This is a genomic window from Aneurinibacillus sp. UBA3580 (genome assembly GCF_002375825.1).
Lineage (GTDB): Bacteria > Bacillota > Bacilli > Aneurinibacillales > Aneurinibacillaceae > Aneurinibacillus > Aneurinibacillus danicus.
Genome location: NZ_DFMZ01000111.1, coordinates 1 through 18,823 on the forward strand (window position 1 = coordinate 1; position 18,823 = coordinate 18,823).

Below are 18,823 nucleotides of genomic sequence, written 5' to 3' on the forward strand. Positions count from 1 at the left end.
AGGGAAAGACCGGCAACGCCCGCGAGTTTTTCTTATGCATTGTGAAATACAAGATTACAAGAAAGAGGGAGAAGCATGGCATACAAGAAAACAGCCGCACTTCTGCTTATGACGGCACTCGCCGTAACGAGCGCAGGATGCGGCAAGCAAGCGGTAGATCCGGCGGCTAAGCCGGTGCAGGAGGCTGCGCCGGTACAGAAAACGCAGAATCAGGCTCCGGTGATTGTCGCGCCGCTGACCGGACTGCCTGTGGATGCTGAAATTACGGACCGGGTGGTGATGGTGATGATTAACAATCACTCTAAAGCAAGGCCCCAGTCCGGACTGGATCAGGCAGACGTTGTATATGAAATGCTTGAAGAAGGATTGATTACGCGCTTTATGGCATTTTATCAGAGCAAGTCTCCTGAAGTGGTCGGACCCGTACGCAGCATTCGTCCTTATAATATCGAAATCGGTCAGGGTTTTGATGCTATTCTTTCGCATGCCGGGGGCAGTGTCGCGGCGCTAAGCATCATTCGAGACGGGGGGTATGCGGATATGGACGAGATTTACGCATATCCGAAAGCATACTGGCGTGATAAATCACGCAAAGCACCCCATAATTTGTATACAAGTATTGAAAAGCTGCGCAAAGGCGCGGAAGAAAAAGGATATAGGCTGGGCGGAGAGGTGCCGGTGTTCCGATTCAGGAAAGAAAGCGATAGTGTACAGGGGGAGCCGGGAACAAAAATAAAGATTCAATATTCAAAGCGGAACACGGCCGGGTATGAGTATGACCCGGATACGAAGCAGTACAAGCGCTTTACTGCAGGCAAACCCCATATGGATAAAGAAACCGGCAAACAGCTGACAGCGACCAATGTGCTGGTTATCGCGTCGCAGCATCGCACGCTTGATAGCGAAGGTCGCTTGGAAATCGATACAATGGGGCCGGGCGAAGGCTATCTGTTTCAGCGCGGACAAGCCCTTAAGATTACGTGGGAACGAAAAGACGGAGCCATCCGCGCTTATCAGAACGGCGTAGAGATGCCGCTGTATCCGGGAACAACCTGGGTAAACGTCGTGCCGACAACCCCTACACTTGCGGATCATCTCACGTTTGAATAGTAAATGCTTGCCTTATCGAAAAACGTTTTCCTTGTCAAACCGCGGTAAATTTCATATTATAAAAATAGCCTATGCTTTACTTCTTAAGCAATGTAAAGCAGTACTTGCTTAAAGAGTAAGTGTGCCGGGAACGGAGGGAAAGTCGGTGCAATTAGATAAGATTAAAGGCAAAGAGCTCGAACAGCTATTCGAAGCGATTCTCTTATTGGAATCGATAGAAGATTGCTATTTATTCTTTGATGACCTGTGTACGGTCAATGAGATGAAATCGATGGCACAGCGCCTGGAAGTGGCGCGCATGCTGCGTGACAAGCAGACATACAGCCAGATCGAAGAGGAAACCGGCGCCAGCACGGCGACCATCTCGCGCGTGAAGCGCTGCCTGAACTACGGCAACGGCGGATACATGGCCGCGCTGGACAGGTTAAGCGGTAAGAAAAAAGCATAAGAGAGAGATAGGCACCTGTTTTTCAGGCAAGACTGGAAGACAGGTGTTTTATTTTTCGGTAAAAGCTAGAAGCAGGAGGTTATGAAGTTGGAAATGGACATGGAAAAATGGCGGCACGTCTTTAAGCTGGATCCGGATAAAGCGATAGAAGACGCAGCGTTGGAAGCAGTATGTGAATCTGGAACAGACGCCATTATCGTCGGAGGTACAACCAACATTACGTTTGACAATACGATTGATTTGCTGAGCCGGGTCCGCAGGTACGCCGTCCCCTGTGTATTGGAGATTTCAAACGTGGATGCTATCGTACCGGGTTTTGACGCCTATTTTATTCCGCTCGTATTGAATGCGCAAAATCCCGACTGGATTTTCAATGCACATGTAAAAGGGTTGGAAGAGTACGGTCCATTTATTAAATGGGATGAAGTGTTTGTCGAAGGATATGTGGTCGGCAACGGGGATTCGGCTGTAGGACGGCTGACAGAGAGCCGGACTCCCGTCAGCGAAGAGGAGATAAAGGCTTACGCACGCCTTGCGGACCAAATGCTGAAGCTGCCGATTTTTTATATCGAATACAGCGGCACATACGGTGATCCGAAGCTCGTACAGGCGGCGGGAAAAGTAGTGCATAACAGCCGGATCTTTTACGGAGGCGGCATTCGCAACCGGGAACAGGCGGTTGAAATAGCGCGCTGGGCAGATACCGTGGTAGTTGGCAATGTCGTATACGAAGAGCTGGCGCAGGCGCTGGCCACAGTAGATGCGGTCAAGTCTACGAAAAAATGACGAAGCCTTTTAATTCACAGGGAAATCGCCGGACAAAGAGGAATGAATGTTTGCTATAATGACAGGGTAACGTTTGCATGGAAAGGAGTTATCCGCCTTGTTTATAAATAGTGAAGATGCTCTGCAGGGACTGAATCCGCAGCAGAGAGAAGCCGTGCTTGCGACGGACGGACCGCTCTTGCTCCTGGCCGGTGCAGGAAGCGGAAAGACGCGTGTGCTGACCCAGCGCATCGCGTATTTATTGAGAGAAAAAAACGTGGCGCCATGGAGCATTCTGGCGATTACTTTTACGAACAAAGCTGCGCGTGAGATGAAAGATCGGATTTCGGCAATTGCGGGACCGGACGCCGAAGACATCTGGATTTCGACGTTTCACTCCATGTGTGTGCGTATTTTGCGGCGTGACATCGATCGAATCGGCTATAATCGCAATTTCACGATTCTGGATTCGAGCGACCAAGTATCCGTTATCAAGCAATGTCAGAAGGAGATGAATATCGACCCGAAGAAATACGATCCGCGTGCCGTGCTTGGACTCATCAGCAGCGCGAAAAACGAGTTGAAAACGCCGGAACAGTACGGCGGCATGGTGGCAGGCCCGGTCGAACAAATCGCCCAGCAGGTTTACAGCCTGTACCAGAAAAAGCTGAAAAGCAACAACTCGCTGGATTTTGATGATTTGATTATGAAGACGATTCAGTTATTTGAAGAAGTACCGGAAGTACTCGAATTCTATCAGAAGAAATTCCGGTATGTACATGTTGACGAGTACCAGGATACAAACCGTGCCCAGTATATGCTTGTAAAGATGCTTGCGGCGGGCTATAAAAATATTTGTGTGGTCGGTGACTCCGACCAGTCGATCTACCGTTGGCGTGGTGCGGACATTACCAACATTTTGAATTTCGAGAAAGACTATCCGAACGCGCGGACCATTCTGTTGGAACAGAACTACCGCTCTACCAAGAGAATTCTCGAAGCGGCCAATAAGGTCATCAGCAACAACATAGGACGCAAGCCGAAAAATTTGTGGACGGAAAATGACGAAGGTGCCATGATTCGCTACTACACGGCCGACAGCGAGCACTCGGAAGCGTACTATATCGTCGACGAGATACAGAAAGCGGTAGACCGCGGCCGCGAATACCGTGATGTCGCCATTCTGTACCGTACGAATGCGCAGTCCCGTGTGATCGAGGAAGTGTTCGTTAAATCGGGCATTCCGTATAATATCGTCGGCGGAACAAAGTTCTATGACCGCAAAGAAATTAAGGACATGCTGGCATATCTGCGGCTCATCTCCAATCCGGACGATGACTTGAGCTTGACGCGGATTATTAATGTGCCGAAGCGAGGCATTGGCGCGGGTACGGTGGAGAAAATTGCGGCGTATGCGGCCCGGCAGGGCATCTCCATGTATAAGGCGATTCAAGAAGTGGACCAAATTGGCCTAAGTGCACGGCTTAGCGACGCTGTAGTGAAATTTGCCCATCTAATTGCCGAATTGGAGGGCATGCAGGAATATCTGGGTGTGACGGAGCTTGCGGAAGAGGTGCTTACGCGTACGGAATACCGCGAAGAGCTGCGCCGGGAAGGAACGCTGGAAGCGCGCAGCCGCATCGAGAATATCGAAGAATTTCTGTCTGTTACCATGGAGTTCGAGCGCACGAACGAGGACAAGACACTGGTAGCATTTCTAACCGATCTTGCGCTGGTGGCGGACATCGACAAGCTGGACGAGACGGAAGAGGACCGGGGAAATGCGGTTGTCATGATGACATTGCACAGTGCCAAAGGGCTGGAATTCCCGGTGGTGTTTCTGGTAGGAATGGAAGAAGGAATCTTCCCGCATTCCCGGGCGCTTCTCGAAGAAGTGGAGATGGAAGAGGAACGACGTCTTGCCTACGTAGGCATTACACGTGCTGAGGAAGAGCTATTCCTGACACGGGCGCTGATGCGAACCTTATACGGACAGACGAAGATGAACGCACCGTCCCGCTTTATCGAGGAGATTCCGGAACATCTAATTCAGCCGGAAGGCATAGTACAGCAGCGGCTTGCGGCTCGCAACGGGCGCGTGGACAGCCGAGCAGCACAGCCGCAACAGCGTGCCGGCGTTGTCCCGATGCGCAGCACGCAAACGATGGGCGGCGCTTCGGCTGTAAAGGCAGAAGGCGGCGCGGAGGCGCTTGATTGGAAAGCAGGCGATAAAGCGGAGCACGGCAAGTGGGGTATCGGCACAGTGGTATCGATAAAAGGAAGCGGCCAGGATTTAGAGCTGACTATCGCCTTCCCGAACCCTACGGGTCTGAAAAAGCTCCTGGCTAAATTTGCTCCAATCAAAAAATTATAAAGCAAAGAGGAGAATCTCTTTCTAAATTAACTAGGGTTAAGCGAGGGAGATAGGATGGATCAAAACGAGGCTGTTCAGCGGGTAGAAGAGCTGCGCGACATGATCGAGCAGCATAACTACCTGTACTATGTAAAAGATGACCCGCAAATCTCTGATTATGAATACGATAAGCTTATGCAGGAGCTGATTCGTCTGGAAGGAGAATTCCCGGAATTGCTGACGCCGGATTCCCCAACCCAGCGGGTCGGGGGAACCCCGCTCGAATTTTTTGAGAAAGTCGAGCACACCACTCCGATGCTTAGTCTGGGTAATGCGTTTGACGAACAGGATCTGCGTGACTTTGACCGCCGTGTCCGACAGGGGCTGGGCGTAGAGGGACCTGTCCGCTACGTATGCGAATTGAAAATTGACGGGTTGGCCGTCTCGTTGCGTTATGAAAACGGGCGTTTCACGCGCGGAGCGACGCGGGGCGACGGACGTATCGGGGAGGACATTACCCAGAATTTGCGTACGATCCGTTCGCTTCCGGTTAAATTAAAGAAGCCTCTGACCCTGGAAGTTCGAGGCGAAGCTTTTATGCCGCGCAGGGCGTTTGAGCGGCTGAACAAGGAGCGACTGGAGCGCGAGGAGCCCCTATTTGCCAATCCGCGCAACGCGGCAGCCGGGTCGCTGCGTCAGCTTGATCCGAAAATCGCGGCGTCGCGTTCCCTTGATATTTTCCTGTATTCCATAGTCGGCGAAGACATACTCCCCGTCGATACGCATAGCGGGGCACTGGACATGCTTGAAGAGCTTGGCTTTAAGGTGAATCCGGAACGCCGCATATGCGAAGGGATTGACGAAGTGATTGCTATGGTCGAAGGATGGCGGGAAAGACGAAGCGAGCTTGCATATGATATCGACGGCATGGTAGTGAAGGTGGATCGCCTTTCGTATCAGGAAGAGCTGGGATACACCGCGAAAAGTCCGCGCTGGGCCATCGCATTCAAATTTCCGGCGGAAGAGGTGGTAACGGTTCTGCGTGATATCGAAATTACTGTAGGACGTACAGGCGCCATCACGCCGACCGCGATTCTTGACCCGGTTAGCCTGGCCGGAACGACCGTACAGCGGGCGTCACTGCACAATGGAGACATCATCCGCGAGAAAGGCATTATGATAGGCGATCATGTCGTAGTCAAGAAAGCCGGAGATATTATCCCGGAGATCGTAGCGGTAAAGGCGGACATGCGTACCGGAGAGGAAAAGCCGTATCATATGCCGACCCATTGCCCGGCTTGCGAGAGCGAACTTGTGCACCTGGAAGAAGAGGTAGCGTTGCGCTGTATTAATCCGCAGTGTCCGGCGCAGATTCGGGAAGGAATTATTCATTTCGTTTCCCGCAACGCCATGAATATTGACGGAGTAGGCGAGAAGGTCGTAACCCAGCTGTATGAGCATGAGATGATCCGCAGTGTGGCTGATCTCTATTACTTGCAGCGGGAAGAACTGCTTCAGCTGGAACGTATGGGAGAGAAATCAGTCGATAACATGTTAAAGGCGATCGAGGCGAGCAAAAGCAATTCTCTGGAACGTCTTCTCTTCGGGCTTGGTATTCGCTTTGTGGGCGAGAAAGCGGCCCGTCTGCTGGCGCAGCATTTCGGTACGATGGAGGCGCTGCAGAAGGGAACGGAAGAAGAGATTGTGTCCATTCATGAAATCGGCACGAAGATCGCCGAAAGTGTTGTGAAATATTTCGAAAAGCCGGAAGTAACGGAGACGATAAACCGTCTGCGCGAAGCCGGCGTTAATATGGAGTATAAAGGCCTGCGGACGGAAGATGTAAAGACCGATTCGCCATTCTCGGGCAAGACAGTTGTGCTGACAGGTACGCTGGAAAATGTAACACGTAAAGAAGCCCAGCAAATGATTGAAGTACGGGGAGGAAAAGTGTCCGGCAGCGTCAGCAAGAAAACCGACCTTGTCGTCGCCGGAGAGGCGGCAGGCTCAAAGCTGACGAAAGCGAACGAGCTGGGCATTCAGGTTATTGATGAAAAAACGTTTCTTGAATGGGTGAACAAATAACGAATAAAACTCTGCCTGAAATAGAACGGGCAGAGTTTTATTCGTTTTTGAATCAAAACAAATTCAAATATGAATAAAAAATCAAGAAAATTCATTTTCTTGATTTGCCGGGACAGTTGGGGGATGGAAGGTAGGTCAAGGGCATTTCTGTGTATAATGGATGGAACAATACATTTTGTATTCCGTTTGTAAGGAGGAGCCGGTTTATGCAGGACCAGCAGGAAAATGTATCAGACGTTTTGATGGAACTGAATGCAATCATTGAGACATCGACGGACAATATTGTAATTGCAGATGGAGCAGGGCGGGTTTTGCGGGTTAGCAGCAACTGTCGTGAGATCTACGGAATTGAGCCGGAAGAATTGTATGGAAAAAGCTCACAGGAATTAGAAGAAGCAGGTGTATTTTCGCCTTCTGTAACGCTGAAGGTGCTGGAAACGAAAGTGAAAGAGCAGGTTATCCAGCATACGAAGACAGATAAAGTCGTTATGGCGACCGGATACCCGGTATTCGACGAACAGGGCAGACTTGCGCGGGTGGTAAGCTATTCGCACGATATGACCGAGATCATGTCCCTGAAGAAAAATTTCGAGGAGCTGGCGGAACAGGTCAAACGGTATGAGAGCGAGCTTGAAGAACTGCGCGAGAAGGAAACACGCATTCCGGGCGTTGTTGCGGAAAGCCCGCAGATGAAGCGGGTCATTACGATGGTGCAGCGTGTAGCCAAGGTGGATACTACGGTCCTGCTGCTCGGGGAATCCGGCGTAGGAAAGAATGTCATCGCTAAAGCGATTCATAGAAAAAGCGCACGCAAATCCCAACCTTTCATCGAAGTGAACTGCGGCGCCATTCCTGAAGGTTTGCTGGAATCGGAGTTGTTCGGCTATACATCCGGCTCTTTTACGGGAGCAAGCAAAGGCGGCAAGCCCGGTATTATTGAACTCGCGGATAAAGGTACACTGTTCCTCGACGAAATCGGAGAAATGCCGCTGGCCCTTCAGGCGAAGCTGCTCAAAGTCATCCAAGAAAAACAAATTACACCGGTCGGCGGCACACGCCCGAAGAAAGTCGATTTCCGGCTAATCGCAGCTACCAATCAGAACCTTGAACGAATGGTAAAAGAAGGTAAATTCCGCAAAGATCTGTATTTTCGGCTGAATGTTGTGCCTATCGAAATCGCTCCCCTGCGGGAAAGACCCCAGGATATACTGCCGCTCATTCGCATTTTCCTTGAGAAATTCGCCGAAGCCTATGGATTGAAAAAGCGGTTGGATGAATCGGCGGTTCACTTACTGCTCAATTACAAATGGCCGGGAAATGTGCGAGAAGTAGAAAACGTAATGGAGCGCCTTGTCGTAACGACGGACGAAGAAGTTATATCGGCTGCCCATCTGCCCGAAACGATGCGGACAGAGGCGGAAGTAGCAGAAGTGCCGATCGCTGTCGGCTCCCGCAAGCTGAAAGATATTCTGGAAGAAGTAGAGAGAAGGGTAATCATGCAGGCGTATGAGGAATGCAGAACAACGCACGAAATGGCGGTCCGCCTTGGCATCAGCCAGCCTTCGGTCGTGCGGCGCCTGCAGAAATATCGCGGCCGGGAGGTAGACGAGCAATCGGAGTGAGCTGTTGATTCAAAAATGAATAATAAAGAGTAGAGTAGCTCCTCCCTAAAAGCCGGAAGCTTTAATATATAAAGGTTTATATAAACTGGCACGGCTTTTGCAAGTTTCTATGTAACGAGAAGAGATACACATCAATAGGAAAGTTGGAGGGGATACACCATGGCAAAAAAATATCAACCGGCAGACTCATTTGAATCTCCGCGTTTTTGCGGCGTGCGTACATTTATGCGCCTGCCTCATATTCAAACGACAGAAGATGTCGACTTCGTTATTGTGGGAGCCCCGTTTGATACCGCGGCTTCTTTCCGTGTCGGAGCACGGTTCGGTCCGGGAGCGGTACGCGATTTCTCGATTTTGCTCCGCCCGTACAATCCGGTCAGAAAAATTAACGTGTTTGATTACTTATCCGGGGTAGATTATGGGGATCTCCCTGTTGTGCCCGGCTATATTGAAGAGTCATACAAAAAAATTGAAGAAGGATTACTTCCGATTCTGGAAAAAGGTGTCGTGCCGATTACGATCGGGGGCGATCATTCCATTACGCTTCCCGAGTTGCGTGCGGTTGCCAAAAAGTACGGCCCTGTCGGACTCGTTCATTTCGATGCGCACAGCGATACATGGGATACGTATTTTGGACAGAAATACAACCACGGCACGCCGTTCCGCCGGGCATATGAAGAAGGACTGCTGGATACAAGCCGCAGCATCCAGGTAGGCATGCGTGGAGGGCTGTATGCGCCGGAAGATTTGGATGATGCGCGCGAGATGGGCTTTGACGTCGTAGAAATGCATGAAGTGCAGGAGATGGGAATCCCGGCAGTTATCGAGCGTATTCGTCAGCGCACGGGAGACGGTCCGCTATTCCTATCATTTGATATTGATTTTATTGATCCTGCATACGCACCGGGAACAGGAACACCGGAAGTTGCCGGAGCAACGACAACAGAGGCGCTGCAGTTGCTTCGCGGCTTAGAAGGATTGAATTTTGTCGCATTTGATCTGGTTGAAGTGCTGCCATCATTTGACCATGCACAAATTACCGCTAATGCAGCATCGAACGTTATCTTTGAATTTATTACTCATCTAGCACTTCAGAAGAAAGCAAAAACAGAAACACTGGCCCATGCAGGGAAAAATTAATCAAAGAGTGCAAGAAACGGGCAGCAATTTTGCAGCAGTCGTTTCTTGCACTGCTATATATAAAGGAGACGCAAATCATGTCCCAGAACAATTTTCGAATGTATATGAATGGAAAGTGGGTAGAGGGGAAGGGAAACAGACGCACGCTTATCGATCCCTCTACCGGATCGGCCCTTGCTGAAGTAGCAGAAGCCTCATTGGAGCAGGTGCATGAGGCAGTACTGGCAGCGAAAATTGCATTTGAAACAACGGAATGGCCTGTAAATGCAAAGCTTCGTGTAGCTCTTCTTTATAAGCTTGCTGATTTATTGGAAGCTTCAGCAGAGGAATTTGCTCAAGTAGAAAGCCGGAATACAGGTAAGCCGATTCGCGAATCCCGCCTGGATATTATGGATAGTGTAACTTGCATCCGCTATTATGCCAATCTGGTAGAGTCTCGTGATGTGTGGCAAAAAGAGATGGAAGATGGAACAACCAGCCGTATACACGAAGAGCCAATTGGTGTATGCGCACTGATTGTTCCCTGGAATTTTCCGCTGCTTCTTGGCATATGGAAGCTGGCGCCTGCTTTGGCAGCAGGGAATACAATCGTATTCAAGCCATCGGAGATTACTCCTCTTTCCTTTATAAAGCTGGCAGCATTAATTGAAGAGGCAGGAATGCCGGACGGTGTCTTTAACCTTGTATTAGGGGATGGGGCGGCGGTTGGCCAACCGCTTGTAAGTCACGAAAGTGTTAATAAAGTTTCATTTACGGGTGGAGCTGAAACAGGAAGAAGAATTTATCAGGAATGCGCAAAAACATTGAAGCGTGTCTCGCTTGAATTGGGAGGCAAATCTCCGTTGATAATTTTTGAGGATGCAGACGTAGAAATTGCAGTAGACTGGGCACTCTTTGGAGCATTTTTCAATCAGGGCCAGGTATGCGTTGCGTCTTCCAGGATATTGGTTCATAACGAGCTAGAACAGGAGTTTTTGAAAAGACTTTCTGATAGACTTGCTCATATTCGCATTGGAAAACCGCTGGAGGAAGCCACAGAGATGGGGCCTGTAATCAGCTTAGACCATCTTAAGAAAATCGAGCAATACATTCAGATCGGGATTTCAGAGGGAGCAACGCTGTTTACAGGCGGAACGCGAATTCAGGGGGAAGATGGGTACTACATTACTCCTGCTGTATTTACTGATGTGAATCAAGAGATGAGAATCGTGCAGGAAGAAATATTCGGCCCTGTTATTACGGTTCAATCTTTCCATGATGAAGAAGAGGCGATTGCTTTAGCAAATGGCACAAAATATGGTCTGGCTGCCGGTATTTTAAGCCAGGATATAGAGCGGGCAAATCGTGTGGCTAACCGTGTCCAGGCAGGAACGATCTGGATAAATGGGTACCATACACCTCATGTAGAAACGGCATGGGGCGGTTTTAAACAAAGTGGCATTGGACGTGAGCTTGGACCATATGGATTAGCTGCTTTTACGGAACCAAAGCATATTAATATGAATTCACAGCTTCAAAAAGTTAGTTGGTATTCTGCAACATAGGGAGAGGATAGCATGTCAAATTCGACTGAAACAATAAGTCATGATAGCATGAGCCCGATTTCTGCAAATGAAAGGACAATGAGCTTATTTTCTACTTTTTTTCTTTGGCTGGGATCTAACGTTGTAGTGACCACCGTATTCACCGGAATGCTGTTCGTTCCGGATATGACGTATTCGACAGCCCTCATTGTAATCATACTTGGAACACTCCTTGGAACAATACCATTGATCCTTATGGGAAATATCGGAACGCGTACCGGCTTATCCACTATGGCACTGGCCCGCGGAGCCTTCGGGCAGCGCGGGGCGGTACTGCCTACCGCTGTGAACACTATTGTACTTATAGGCTGGAGCTGGATTCAGGCATATATGGGGGCTTTGAGCCTTAATGAAGCTATATCCTATTTGACAGGATATAGCAATATTAATCTCTTTACGATTCTGACTGAAGCGCTTGTAGTTCTGATGGCCATGTATGGACACCGGGTAATAGAGACAACGGAAAAATTCATCGTGTCTTTAATGGTGGTCTTGGTTGTAATCGTTTTCGGCTACATGTTTATTACATTTGATGTAGGAAATTTAATCAGAATGACTGTAATGGATAATCCTTCTATTACCGTCTCGGCGGCCTTTGATATTGTAATTGCAACCGTATTCTCGTGGATGCTTATGGTAAGTGACCATAACCGCTATTGTAAAACGGAAAAGGTCGGTATGGTGGGGACCTATCTCGGGTTTAGTGTCTCAACCATTATTGCGATGGTACTTGGGGCAACCGTGTCCGGGTTTTCGGTATTGAATCATATTACACGGACGTATGATCCAACTGTTTTAATTGGACATTTCAACCCTGTTTTTGGTTTTGCCGCGGCACTGGTTATTTTCATTTCCGTTTTATCGACGAATACAATGGTCTTATATAGTGCAACGATGTCTTATTTGGCCATCTTTAAGCAGCATCATTTCAAAAAAATTGTGCTAATATTAGGTGTTATTTGTATATTCGGAGCATTGCTTAAGGATTGGCTGCTCACCAATTTTCAGGGATTCCTCTTGATGATTGGAAGTCTTTTTATCCCGGTTGTTGCGATTATGCTCATAGATTACTACATTCTTAAACGCAAGCATTATGATGCTTCCGAAATTATTTCCGGTGAGAACAAACTTTACTGGTATTCGAATGGGATTAATTATGTTGCTTACATTTCTTTTATTATTGGGGCTGTATTCGCCTATTATTTCTCTTATGTACATCCTATTTCCGGAACGACAATACTAACCTTCCTGTTAACATGCGTGGTTTACGCAGGGCTAATGAAAGTTGCAAGAAAGGCTGTAGTACCTGAAGAGAACAAAGAATCGGAAGCAGTATAAGAAACACTAATTCATATGCATACCATGCAGAAAGCGAGGCCATATTATGATTAAGATCGATAAAATTGTTGATTTATCCCTCCCGTTAACGAATGATACCCCTATCTATCCCGGAGATCCTGAGCCGAATATTAGTGTAGCTACAACGTTAGAAGAGGGATTCGTACGTTTTTCATAGATACAATAAATATAGATCGGACAGGAGGTACTGAATTTCCCGTCCATGATGCAGTAGCTGAGGTAAATGGAATTATTGCGGAGAATTTGACTAATTTCGGGGCGATTGATTTCCCGAATCCTCTCATAAGCGCCTTTCCTTTACGAATTATAGGGTCAGACGGTTCACCTGTTAGAGCGGTAGCGATGAAGATCGGGTAAAGGAGCAGGATAGACTTTTCAGGCTGTCGAGAAATCTTGACAGCCTATTTATTTTAAAGTATAAAAGAGTTTAGAAATAATTAGTATCTTAGGACAAAAATACAGAAAATTATTGATTTATCGAATGAAGGACGCCGATTGCTCGGCGCCTAAGTGATAGATATTTTTTACCGTAGGAACGACTTCCCTGGTGCATGCATATGAAGGGACGAGAAGACGCGTTAGACTTTAAATTTACTCATTAAATCGTTTAATTCCTCTGCCATTTTTGTGAGGGTATGCGAAGCGGAAGAGATTTCTTCCATCGCAGCGTTCTGTTCTTCCGCCGCTGCCGCTACACCCTGGGTCAGTCCTGCTGTTTGTTCGGAAATTTGCGAAATACGGTTTACTGCCTCCGTCATTTTGTTCTTTTTCGCATCCATCTGTCTTACGATGTGGTTCACGTCCTTTACATGGGCAAACACTTCTTCTGCCGCTTGCAGTATATCTTCAAAAGAGCTTGAAGCGCTGTCCGCCATGACGATGCCCTGCTTAACCTCCGTGTTTGTCTCATTCGTTACTTCAACCGCATTGTGCATCTCCTGCTGGATCTCGACGATTAGGCGGCTGATTTGGCTTGCTGATTGAGCCGATTGTTCTGCGAGCTTACGCACTTCATCCGCTACGATCGAGAAGCCTCTGCCGTGCTCGCCTGCTCTGGCCGCTTCAATCGCCGCGTTCAATGCCAGCAGGTTGGTTTGCTCGGAGATAGAGGTGATAAGTGCTACAATATGGTCAATTTCTTCGGATTTTTTTCCGAGTGAGTGCACGGCAGCCGCCAGCTCTTCTACCCGCTGATAAATATGATTCATCTGTTCGGTTACTTCTCTGGCATTGCGATTTCCGTTTTCTGCTTTCTCCGCAGTTACCATGGATCGTTCATTTACCTTTTGGATACCTTCGGCTATTTTGTCCATGCTGTCTGTAATATCAGATACGATGTTTCTTGCATCGTCGACGATAGAGGCCTGCTGTTCGGTACCGCTGGCGACCTCCATCATGGACTCCGTAATTTGTTCCGCCGCTTTGCTGGTTTGCTCGGAACCCGCGGTCAACTGCTCAGAAGTGGAGGCAACCTGGTGAGTATGGGAGACGATTTGTCCCATCGTGTTCCGAAGCGTGTCATTCATCGAGTTGAAATTGCGGAACATCTGGCCGAATTCGTCCGCTGTTTTCACTTCGATATGGTGTGTGAAGTCTCCGCCCGACATCGCTTCCGATAATTCGTTGACGCGCCTAATGTTGCTTGTAATATAGCGGCTGTACAGCAGAATGATAACGACTGCAATAATGATAGAGAGAACAGCAGCTATAGTGAGTGCGTTGACCAGGGAGCGAACAGGAGCGAACATTTCGCTTTCCGGTATGACCAGCGAAAGTATCCAACCGTTCTCCGGAACGGTGTGATAATAGATCCGGTTCGTTCCTTTTTCGCCTGCATAAGTAACCATTCCGCTTTTTTCAGATGTCAGACGGGAGGAAGCCTGGGCAAGCGAAGCATTCGGATCGTTTTTAATGTTCATCTTCATCATTTTATTCGGGTCCGCATCCGCCAGATAGGTTCCTTTGCTATCAAGCGGGAATGCCCGGCCCGTCTCGCCGACCTTCGTTTGTCCGATTAGCTTCTGCAGACTGGACAGATCGATGTCGCATGTAATGATACCAAGAAATTCATGACTGCTGCTGTAAAACGGTACGCTGACAGTGACCATGGAAATCTTGGTGATTGAATCGAAATAAGGATCGGTATAGACGGTCGGCTGTTTGCTAGCTTTGCCTGTTTTATACCAATCCGTATTCGGATAATTATATTCCGGATTGCTGAACTCTTCCGTGACCTCGATTTTCCCGTCTTTCCGAAAGGCGTACAAAGAGAAATATTTCACATCTGAACGGTACTTGTAAGGTTCAAAGAACACGCCGACAGCGAAAGTTTCGGCATTTGAGCCGAGCGCGTTTTTCAGAATGGCCGCGTACTGTTCTTTCGTAATAGAAGGAGAGGAGAATTCTATGCTGCGGGCGAGCAATTCTGGAATCTTTTTATGGGCTACTAGATCTTTTTCGATAGCGGAACTAAGACCCCGTAGCTGTTCGTTCATCTTATCTTCGATTTGCCGATTCATCAAAGATGTACTGTAAAAGTACGTAAACAATGTCATAAATAACAGAACGACTACAAATGTGGGAAGTAGAGATACAAGAGTACGTGCTTTAATGCTTCGGAACTTCATTTCTTATACAGCTCACCTTTCTTGTCAGACTTTTTGCCTAGCATTTTTTATTTTGTTTATATAAATGTATATCGGTAAATTTTCACAGCTCTTATATTGTTTATTAGAGCAAAGCTTAATGTTTTGAAAATTATAAAAATAGAATGCGATTCATGAAAACGACAGGAGGTGAGACTGGCTCAGTTGCGGCTGTATAGTTTCTTTGGTATGATTTTATCTAGGTTTGTCCGCCTCAGAAGAGCGTAGCAGGGCGGAAAAAGCCAGGAAAATCAGGAGGTGGAACCATGAGCGCAATTTCGCGTGATGAGGTGGAATATGTAGCGAAACTCGCCCGCTTAAACCTTACCGAAGAGGAAGCGGTAAAATATACAGAGCAGTTGAACAGCATTCTTGAATTCGCAGGGAAACTGAATGAACTGGATACGACCAATGTGCCTCCGACCAGCCACGTGCTTGACGTATATAACGTCATGCGCGACGACGAAGTGCGTCCGTCCGCAGATCGTGAAGAAGCTCTGCGCAATGCACCGGACGAAGAAGACGGACAGTTCAAAGTACCGGCTGTAATGGAATAGAGAAAGGAGGACGAACACGTGTCTTTATTTGATAAAAAACTAGCGGACTTACATACCGAACTCGATAAAGGAGAAATCACGGTATCCGATTTGGTAAACGCTTCTTTTAAGCGCATCAGCCAAACGGAGGGTAAAGTAAAAGCCTTTATCTCATTTGACGAAGAAAATGCGCGCAACCGCGCCAAAGAATTGGACGAGCAGCAATCCCGCGGCGAAGAGAAAGGATTGCTGTTTGGTCTGCCTGCAGGGATCAAAGACAACATTGTAACCCGGAACGTAACCACTACATGTGCCAGCAAGCTGTTGGCCAATTACAATCCAATCTACAACGCCAGCGTGATGGACCGTTTGCATGCGGCCCAGTCTGTCATGATCGGAAAGCTGAATATGGATGAGTTCGCCATGGGCGGCTCGACGGAAAACTCCGGCTTCCATAATACATACAACCCCTGGAACCTTGATTATGTGCCGGGCGGTTCCAGCGGCGGCTCGGCTGCGGCTGTGGCGGCCAGACAGGTCTATTTCACTCTCGGCTCCGATACAGGCGGATCGATTCGCCAGCCTGCTGCTTACTGTGGCGTAGTGGGGCTGAAGCCGACATATGGTCTTGTGTCCCGCTTTGGACTCGTGGCGTTCGCGTCTTCTCTGGACCAAATCGGACCGATCACGAAGAATGTGGAAGACGCCGCCTATGTACTGCAGGCGATTGCCGCACATGATCCGTTTGATTCTACGTCCGCTGAAGTAGACATTCCGGATTACATCTCCGCGCTCGACGGTGACATAAAAGGCATGCGTATCGGTGTACCGAAAGAGCTGATGGGTGAGGGCATCGATCCGGAAGTAAAAGAGAAAATAAACGCGGCGCTGAAAGTGCTGGAAGGACTCGGCGCAGTCGTCGAAGAAGTAACGCTGCCGCATACGGAATATGCAGTACCGACCTACTACATTCTTGCACCTTCTGAAGCGTCTTCCAACCTGGCGCGTTATGACGGTGTGCGCTACGGTGTACGTGCGGACAACGCGGAGAATCTGATTGAAATGTACCGTGAGACCCGCAGCCAGGGCCTGGGTGCGGAGGTAAAGCGCCGTATTATGCTGGGAACGTACGCGCTAAGCTCCGGCTATTATGATGCGTATTATAAGAAAGCGCAGCAGGTGCGTACGCTGATTAAACATGACTTCGACGAAGTATTTAAGAAATACGACGTGATCATCGGACCGACCGCGCCGACGACCGCGTTCAAGATCGGCGAGAAAGTCAATGACCCGCTGACGATGTATTTAGAAGACATCTGCACCATTCCGGTGAACCTGGCCGGCATTCCGGCCATCAGCGTGCCTTGTGGCTTTGCGAGCAACGGCCTGCCGATCGGACTGCAGATTATCGGGAAAGCGTTTGACGAGTCCACGATTCTGCGCGTCGCGCATGCCTATGAGCAAAATACAGACTATCACAAGGCTCGTCCTGAGCTGTAAGGGGGTACGGAACCATGGAATTCGAAACCGTCATTGGGCTGGAGATTCACGTCGAGCTATCCACGAAATCGAAAATTTTCTGCGGCTGCTCCACCGAATTCGGGGCGCCGCCTAATACGCATACGTGCCCGATTTGTTTGGGGCATCCGGGCGTTTTGCCCGTATTGAATAAGCGAGCGGTAGAATATGCAATGAAAGCGGCACTTGCGCTAAACTGTGAAATTGCGGAAGAAAGCGTATTTGACCGGAAGAATTATTTTTATCCTGATTTGCCAAAAGCATATCAGATTTCCCAGCTTGACAAAGCCATCGGCAAGAACGGCCGGGTAGATATCGAAGTGAACGGTGAGACAAAACATATCGGTATTACGCGTATCCAGTTGGAAGAGGACGCGGGCAAGCTAATGCATGCGGCAAGCGGATATGCGTCTCTGGTAGACTACAATCGTGTCGGAACGCCCTTGCTGGAAATCGTATCAGAACCGGATCTTCGTTCCCCGGAAGAAGCGCGTATTTTTCTGGAAAAATTAAAAGCGATTTTACAGTATTGTGAAATATCTGATCTGAAAATGGAAGAAGGCTCTTTGCGCTGTGATGCTAATATTAGTCTTCGTCCGGTAGGTCAGAAAGAGTACGGTATTCGTGCCGAATTAAAAAATGTAAACTCGTTCCGTAACGTGCAACGCGGACTCGAATATGAAGAGGTGCGTCAGGCCGATATTCTGCGCGACGGCGGCGAAGTGGTGCAGGAGACCCGGCGCTGGGACGAAGCGAAGGGCCGCACCGTATCGATGCGCGGCAAGGAAGAAGCGCACGACTACCGCTATTTCCCGGATCCGGATCTCATTAAGCTAAAAATCAGCCGTGAATGGGTGGAAGAAATTCGCGCCACCATTCCGGAGTTGCCGGATGCGCGTAGACAGCGCTACATGTCCGAATTCGGTCTGCCGGAATATGACGCAGGCGTTATCACGATGTCCAAAGACATTTCTGATTTCTTTGATGCTGCCGTACAGACGGGCGCTGATGCCAAGTCGGTGGCCAACTGGCTTATGGGCGATCTAATTGGATATTTAAACGCCAACGAAAAAGAAATGAAAGACATTCAGATGACACCGGAAAGCCTGGGTCAGATGATTAAGCTGATCGAAAAAGGCACCATCAGCAACAGCATTGCCAAGAAAGTCTTCAAGGAAATGGTGGAGTCCGGAAAAGATCCGGAGAAGATTGTTGAAGAGAAGGGTCTTGTCCAGATTAGCGACGAAGGCGCGATTAAGCAGATGGTGGATGAAGTCATCGCCAAAAATCCGCAGGCTGTGGAGGATTTCAAAGCCGGTAAAGAGAAGGCGATCGGAGCTCTGGTTGGCCAGGTTATGAAAGCGTCCAAAGGGAAAGCAAACCCGGGCGTGGTGAACCAACTGCTGCGCGATGCGCTGAGCAAGCTATAGTTTGCAGTATAAAGAAAGGGTTGTCCATCAGTTATGGGACAACTCCTTTTTGTTGTAAAAAATGAAAGTAGCAATTCTATCAGTCTTTCGAAAGAGTACTCCCACTTCAAGCGTCAGCTAAGTGGGTGGTGAATTTCGGTTTGGCGTTAGCCGAAAGGCATTTGTTCTGAACATTTGCCTTTTTTGTTTCTTGTTGTATAATCAGTCTTAATAGTTAAAAGGATTGATT

At 48.5% G+C, this 18,823-nt stretch carries 13 protein-coding genes; 12 read left to right on the forward strand and 1 reads right to left on the reverse strand.

Annotated elements, in window-relative coordinates:
- Positions 1–75 precede the first annotated feature (75 nt).
- The 9 genes from B2899_RS15460 to B2899_RS15500 all read left to right on the forward strand — a co-directional run bounded on the left by B2899_RS15460 (position 76) and on the right by B2899_RS15500 (position 12,444).
- A complete protein-coding gene (locus B2899_RS15460) occupies positions 76–1,110 on the forward strand; it encodes a DUF3048 domain-containing protein (protein WP_286886973.1) in 1,035 nt (344 codons plus the stop codon).
- Positions 1,111–1,255: 145 nt separating this feature from the next.
- Positions 1,256–1,558 (forward strand): YerC/YecD family TrpR-related protein, encoded by a 303-nt coding sequence (locus B2899_RS15465; RefSeq protein ID WP_146811155.1) that lies wholly within the window; start codon positions 1,256–1,258, stop codon positions 1,556–1,558.
- An 81-nt stretch (positions 1,559–1,639) separates the two neighbouring features.
- The gene (locus tag B2899_RS15470; protein ID WP_286886976.1) at positions 1,640–2,344 is read left to right on the forward strand and encodes a heptaprenylglyceryl phosphate synthase; all 705 of its coding nucleotides are present in this window, start codon (positions 1,640–1,642) and stop codon (positions 2,342–2,344) included.
- Between the two features lie 154 nt (positions 2,345–2,498).
- Positions 2,499–4,697 (forward strand): DNA helicase PcrA, encoded by a 2,199-nt coding sequence (gene pcrA, locus B2899_RS15475; RefSeq protein WP_414631788.1) that lies wholly within the window; start codon positions 2,499–2,501, stop codon positions 4,695–4,697.
- Positions 4,698–4,751: 54 nt separating this feature from the next.
- Complete coding sequence (ligA, locus tag B2899_RS15480; RefSeq protein WP_286886980.1) at positions 4,752–6,761, forward strand: NAD-dependent DNA ligase LigA; 2,010 nt, start codon at positions 4,752–4,754, stop codon at positions 6,759–6,761.
- Positions 6,762–6,967: 206 nt separating this feature from the next.
- Entirely contained in the window at positions 6,968–8,383 is a 1,416-nt protein-coding gene (locus tag B2899_RS15485; protein WP_286886982.1) for a sigma-54 interaction domain-containing protein, read from the forward strand.
- A gap of 159 nt (positions 8,384–8,542) precedes the next feature.
- Positions 8,543–9,523, forward strand: a complete 981-nt coding sequence (speB, locus tag B2899_RS15490; protein WP_286886983.1) for an agmatinase — start codon at positions 8,543–8,545, stop codon at positions 9,521–9,523.
- Positions 9,524–9,600: 77 nt separating this feature from the next.
- Entirely contained in the window at positions 9,601–11,067 is a 1,467-nt protein-coding gene (locus tag B2899_RS15495; RefSeq protein WP_286886985.1) for an aldehyde dehydrogenase family protein, read from the forward strand.
- 12 nt (positions 11,068–11,079) lie between these two features.
- The gene (locus tag B2899_RS15500) at positions 11,080–12,444 is read left to right on the forward strand and encodes a purine-cytosine permease family protein (RefSeq protein ID WP_286886988.1); all 1,365 of its coding nucleotides are present in this window, start codon (positions 11,080–11,082) and stop codon (positions 12,442–12,444) included.
- A 599-nt stretch (positions 12,445–13,043) separates the two neighbouring features.
- On the opposite strand, the gene B2899_RS15505 is transcribed toward B2899_RS15500, so the two are convergent.
- Positions 13,044–15,092: a methyl-accepting chemotaxis protein gene (locus tag B2899_RS15505; RefSeq protein WP_286886990.1), complete on the reverse strand. Its 2,049-nt coding sequence runs from the start codon at positions 15,090–15,092 to the stop codon at positions 13,044–13,046.
- Between the two features lie 284 nt (positions 15,093–15,376).
- Between B2899_RS15505 and gatC the strand changes: the two genes are divergently transcribed.
- Genes gatC through gatB form a run of 3 tightly spaced genes read left to right on the forward strand, consistent with a single transcriptional unit; the run spans position 15,377 to position 18,594 of the window.
- Positions 15,377–15,667 carry an Asp-tRNA(Asn)/Glu-tRNA(Gln) amidotransferase subunit GatC gene (gene gatC / locus B2899_RS15510; RefSeq protein WP_146811146.1) on the forward strand — a complete coding sequence of 97 codons (291 nt, stop codon included), beginning with the start codon at positions 15,377–15,379 and terminating at the stop codon, positions 15,665–15,667.
- An 18-nt stretch (positions 15,668–15,685) separates the two neighbouring features.
- The gene (gene gatA / locus B2899_RS15515; RefSeq protein ID WP_146811145.1) at positions 15,686–17,146 is read left to right on the forward strand and encodes an Asp-tRNA(Asn)/Glu-tRNA(Gln) amidotransferase subunit GatA; all 1,461 of its coding nucleotides are present in this window, start codon (positions 15,686–15,688) and stop codon (positions 17,144–17,146) included.
- Between the two features lie 14 nt (positions 17,147–17,160).
- A complete protein-coding gene (gatB, locus tag B2899_RS15520) occupies positions 17,161–18,594 on the forward strand; it encodes an Asp-tRNA(Asn)/Glu-tRNA(Gln) amidotransferase subunit GatB (protein ID WP_286886994.1) in 1,434 nt (477 codons plus the stop codon).
- Positions 18,595–18,823: the final 229 nt, after the last annotated feature.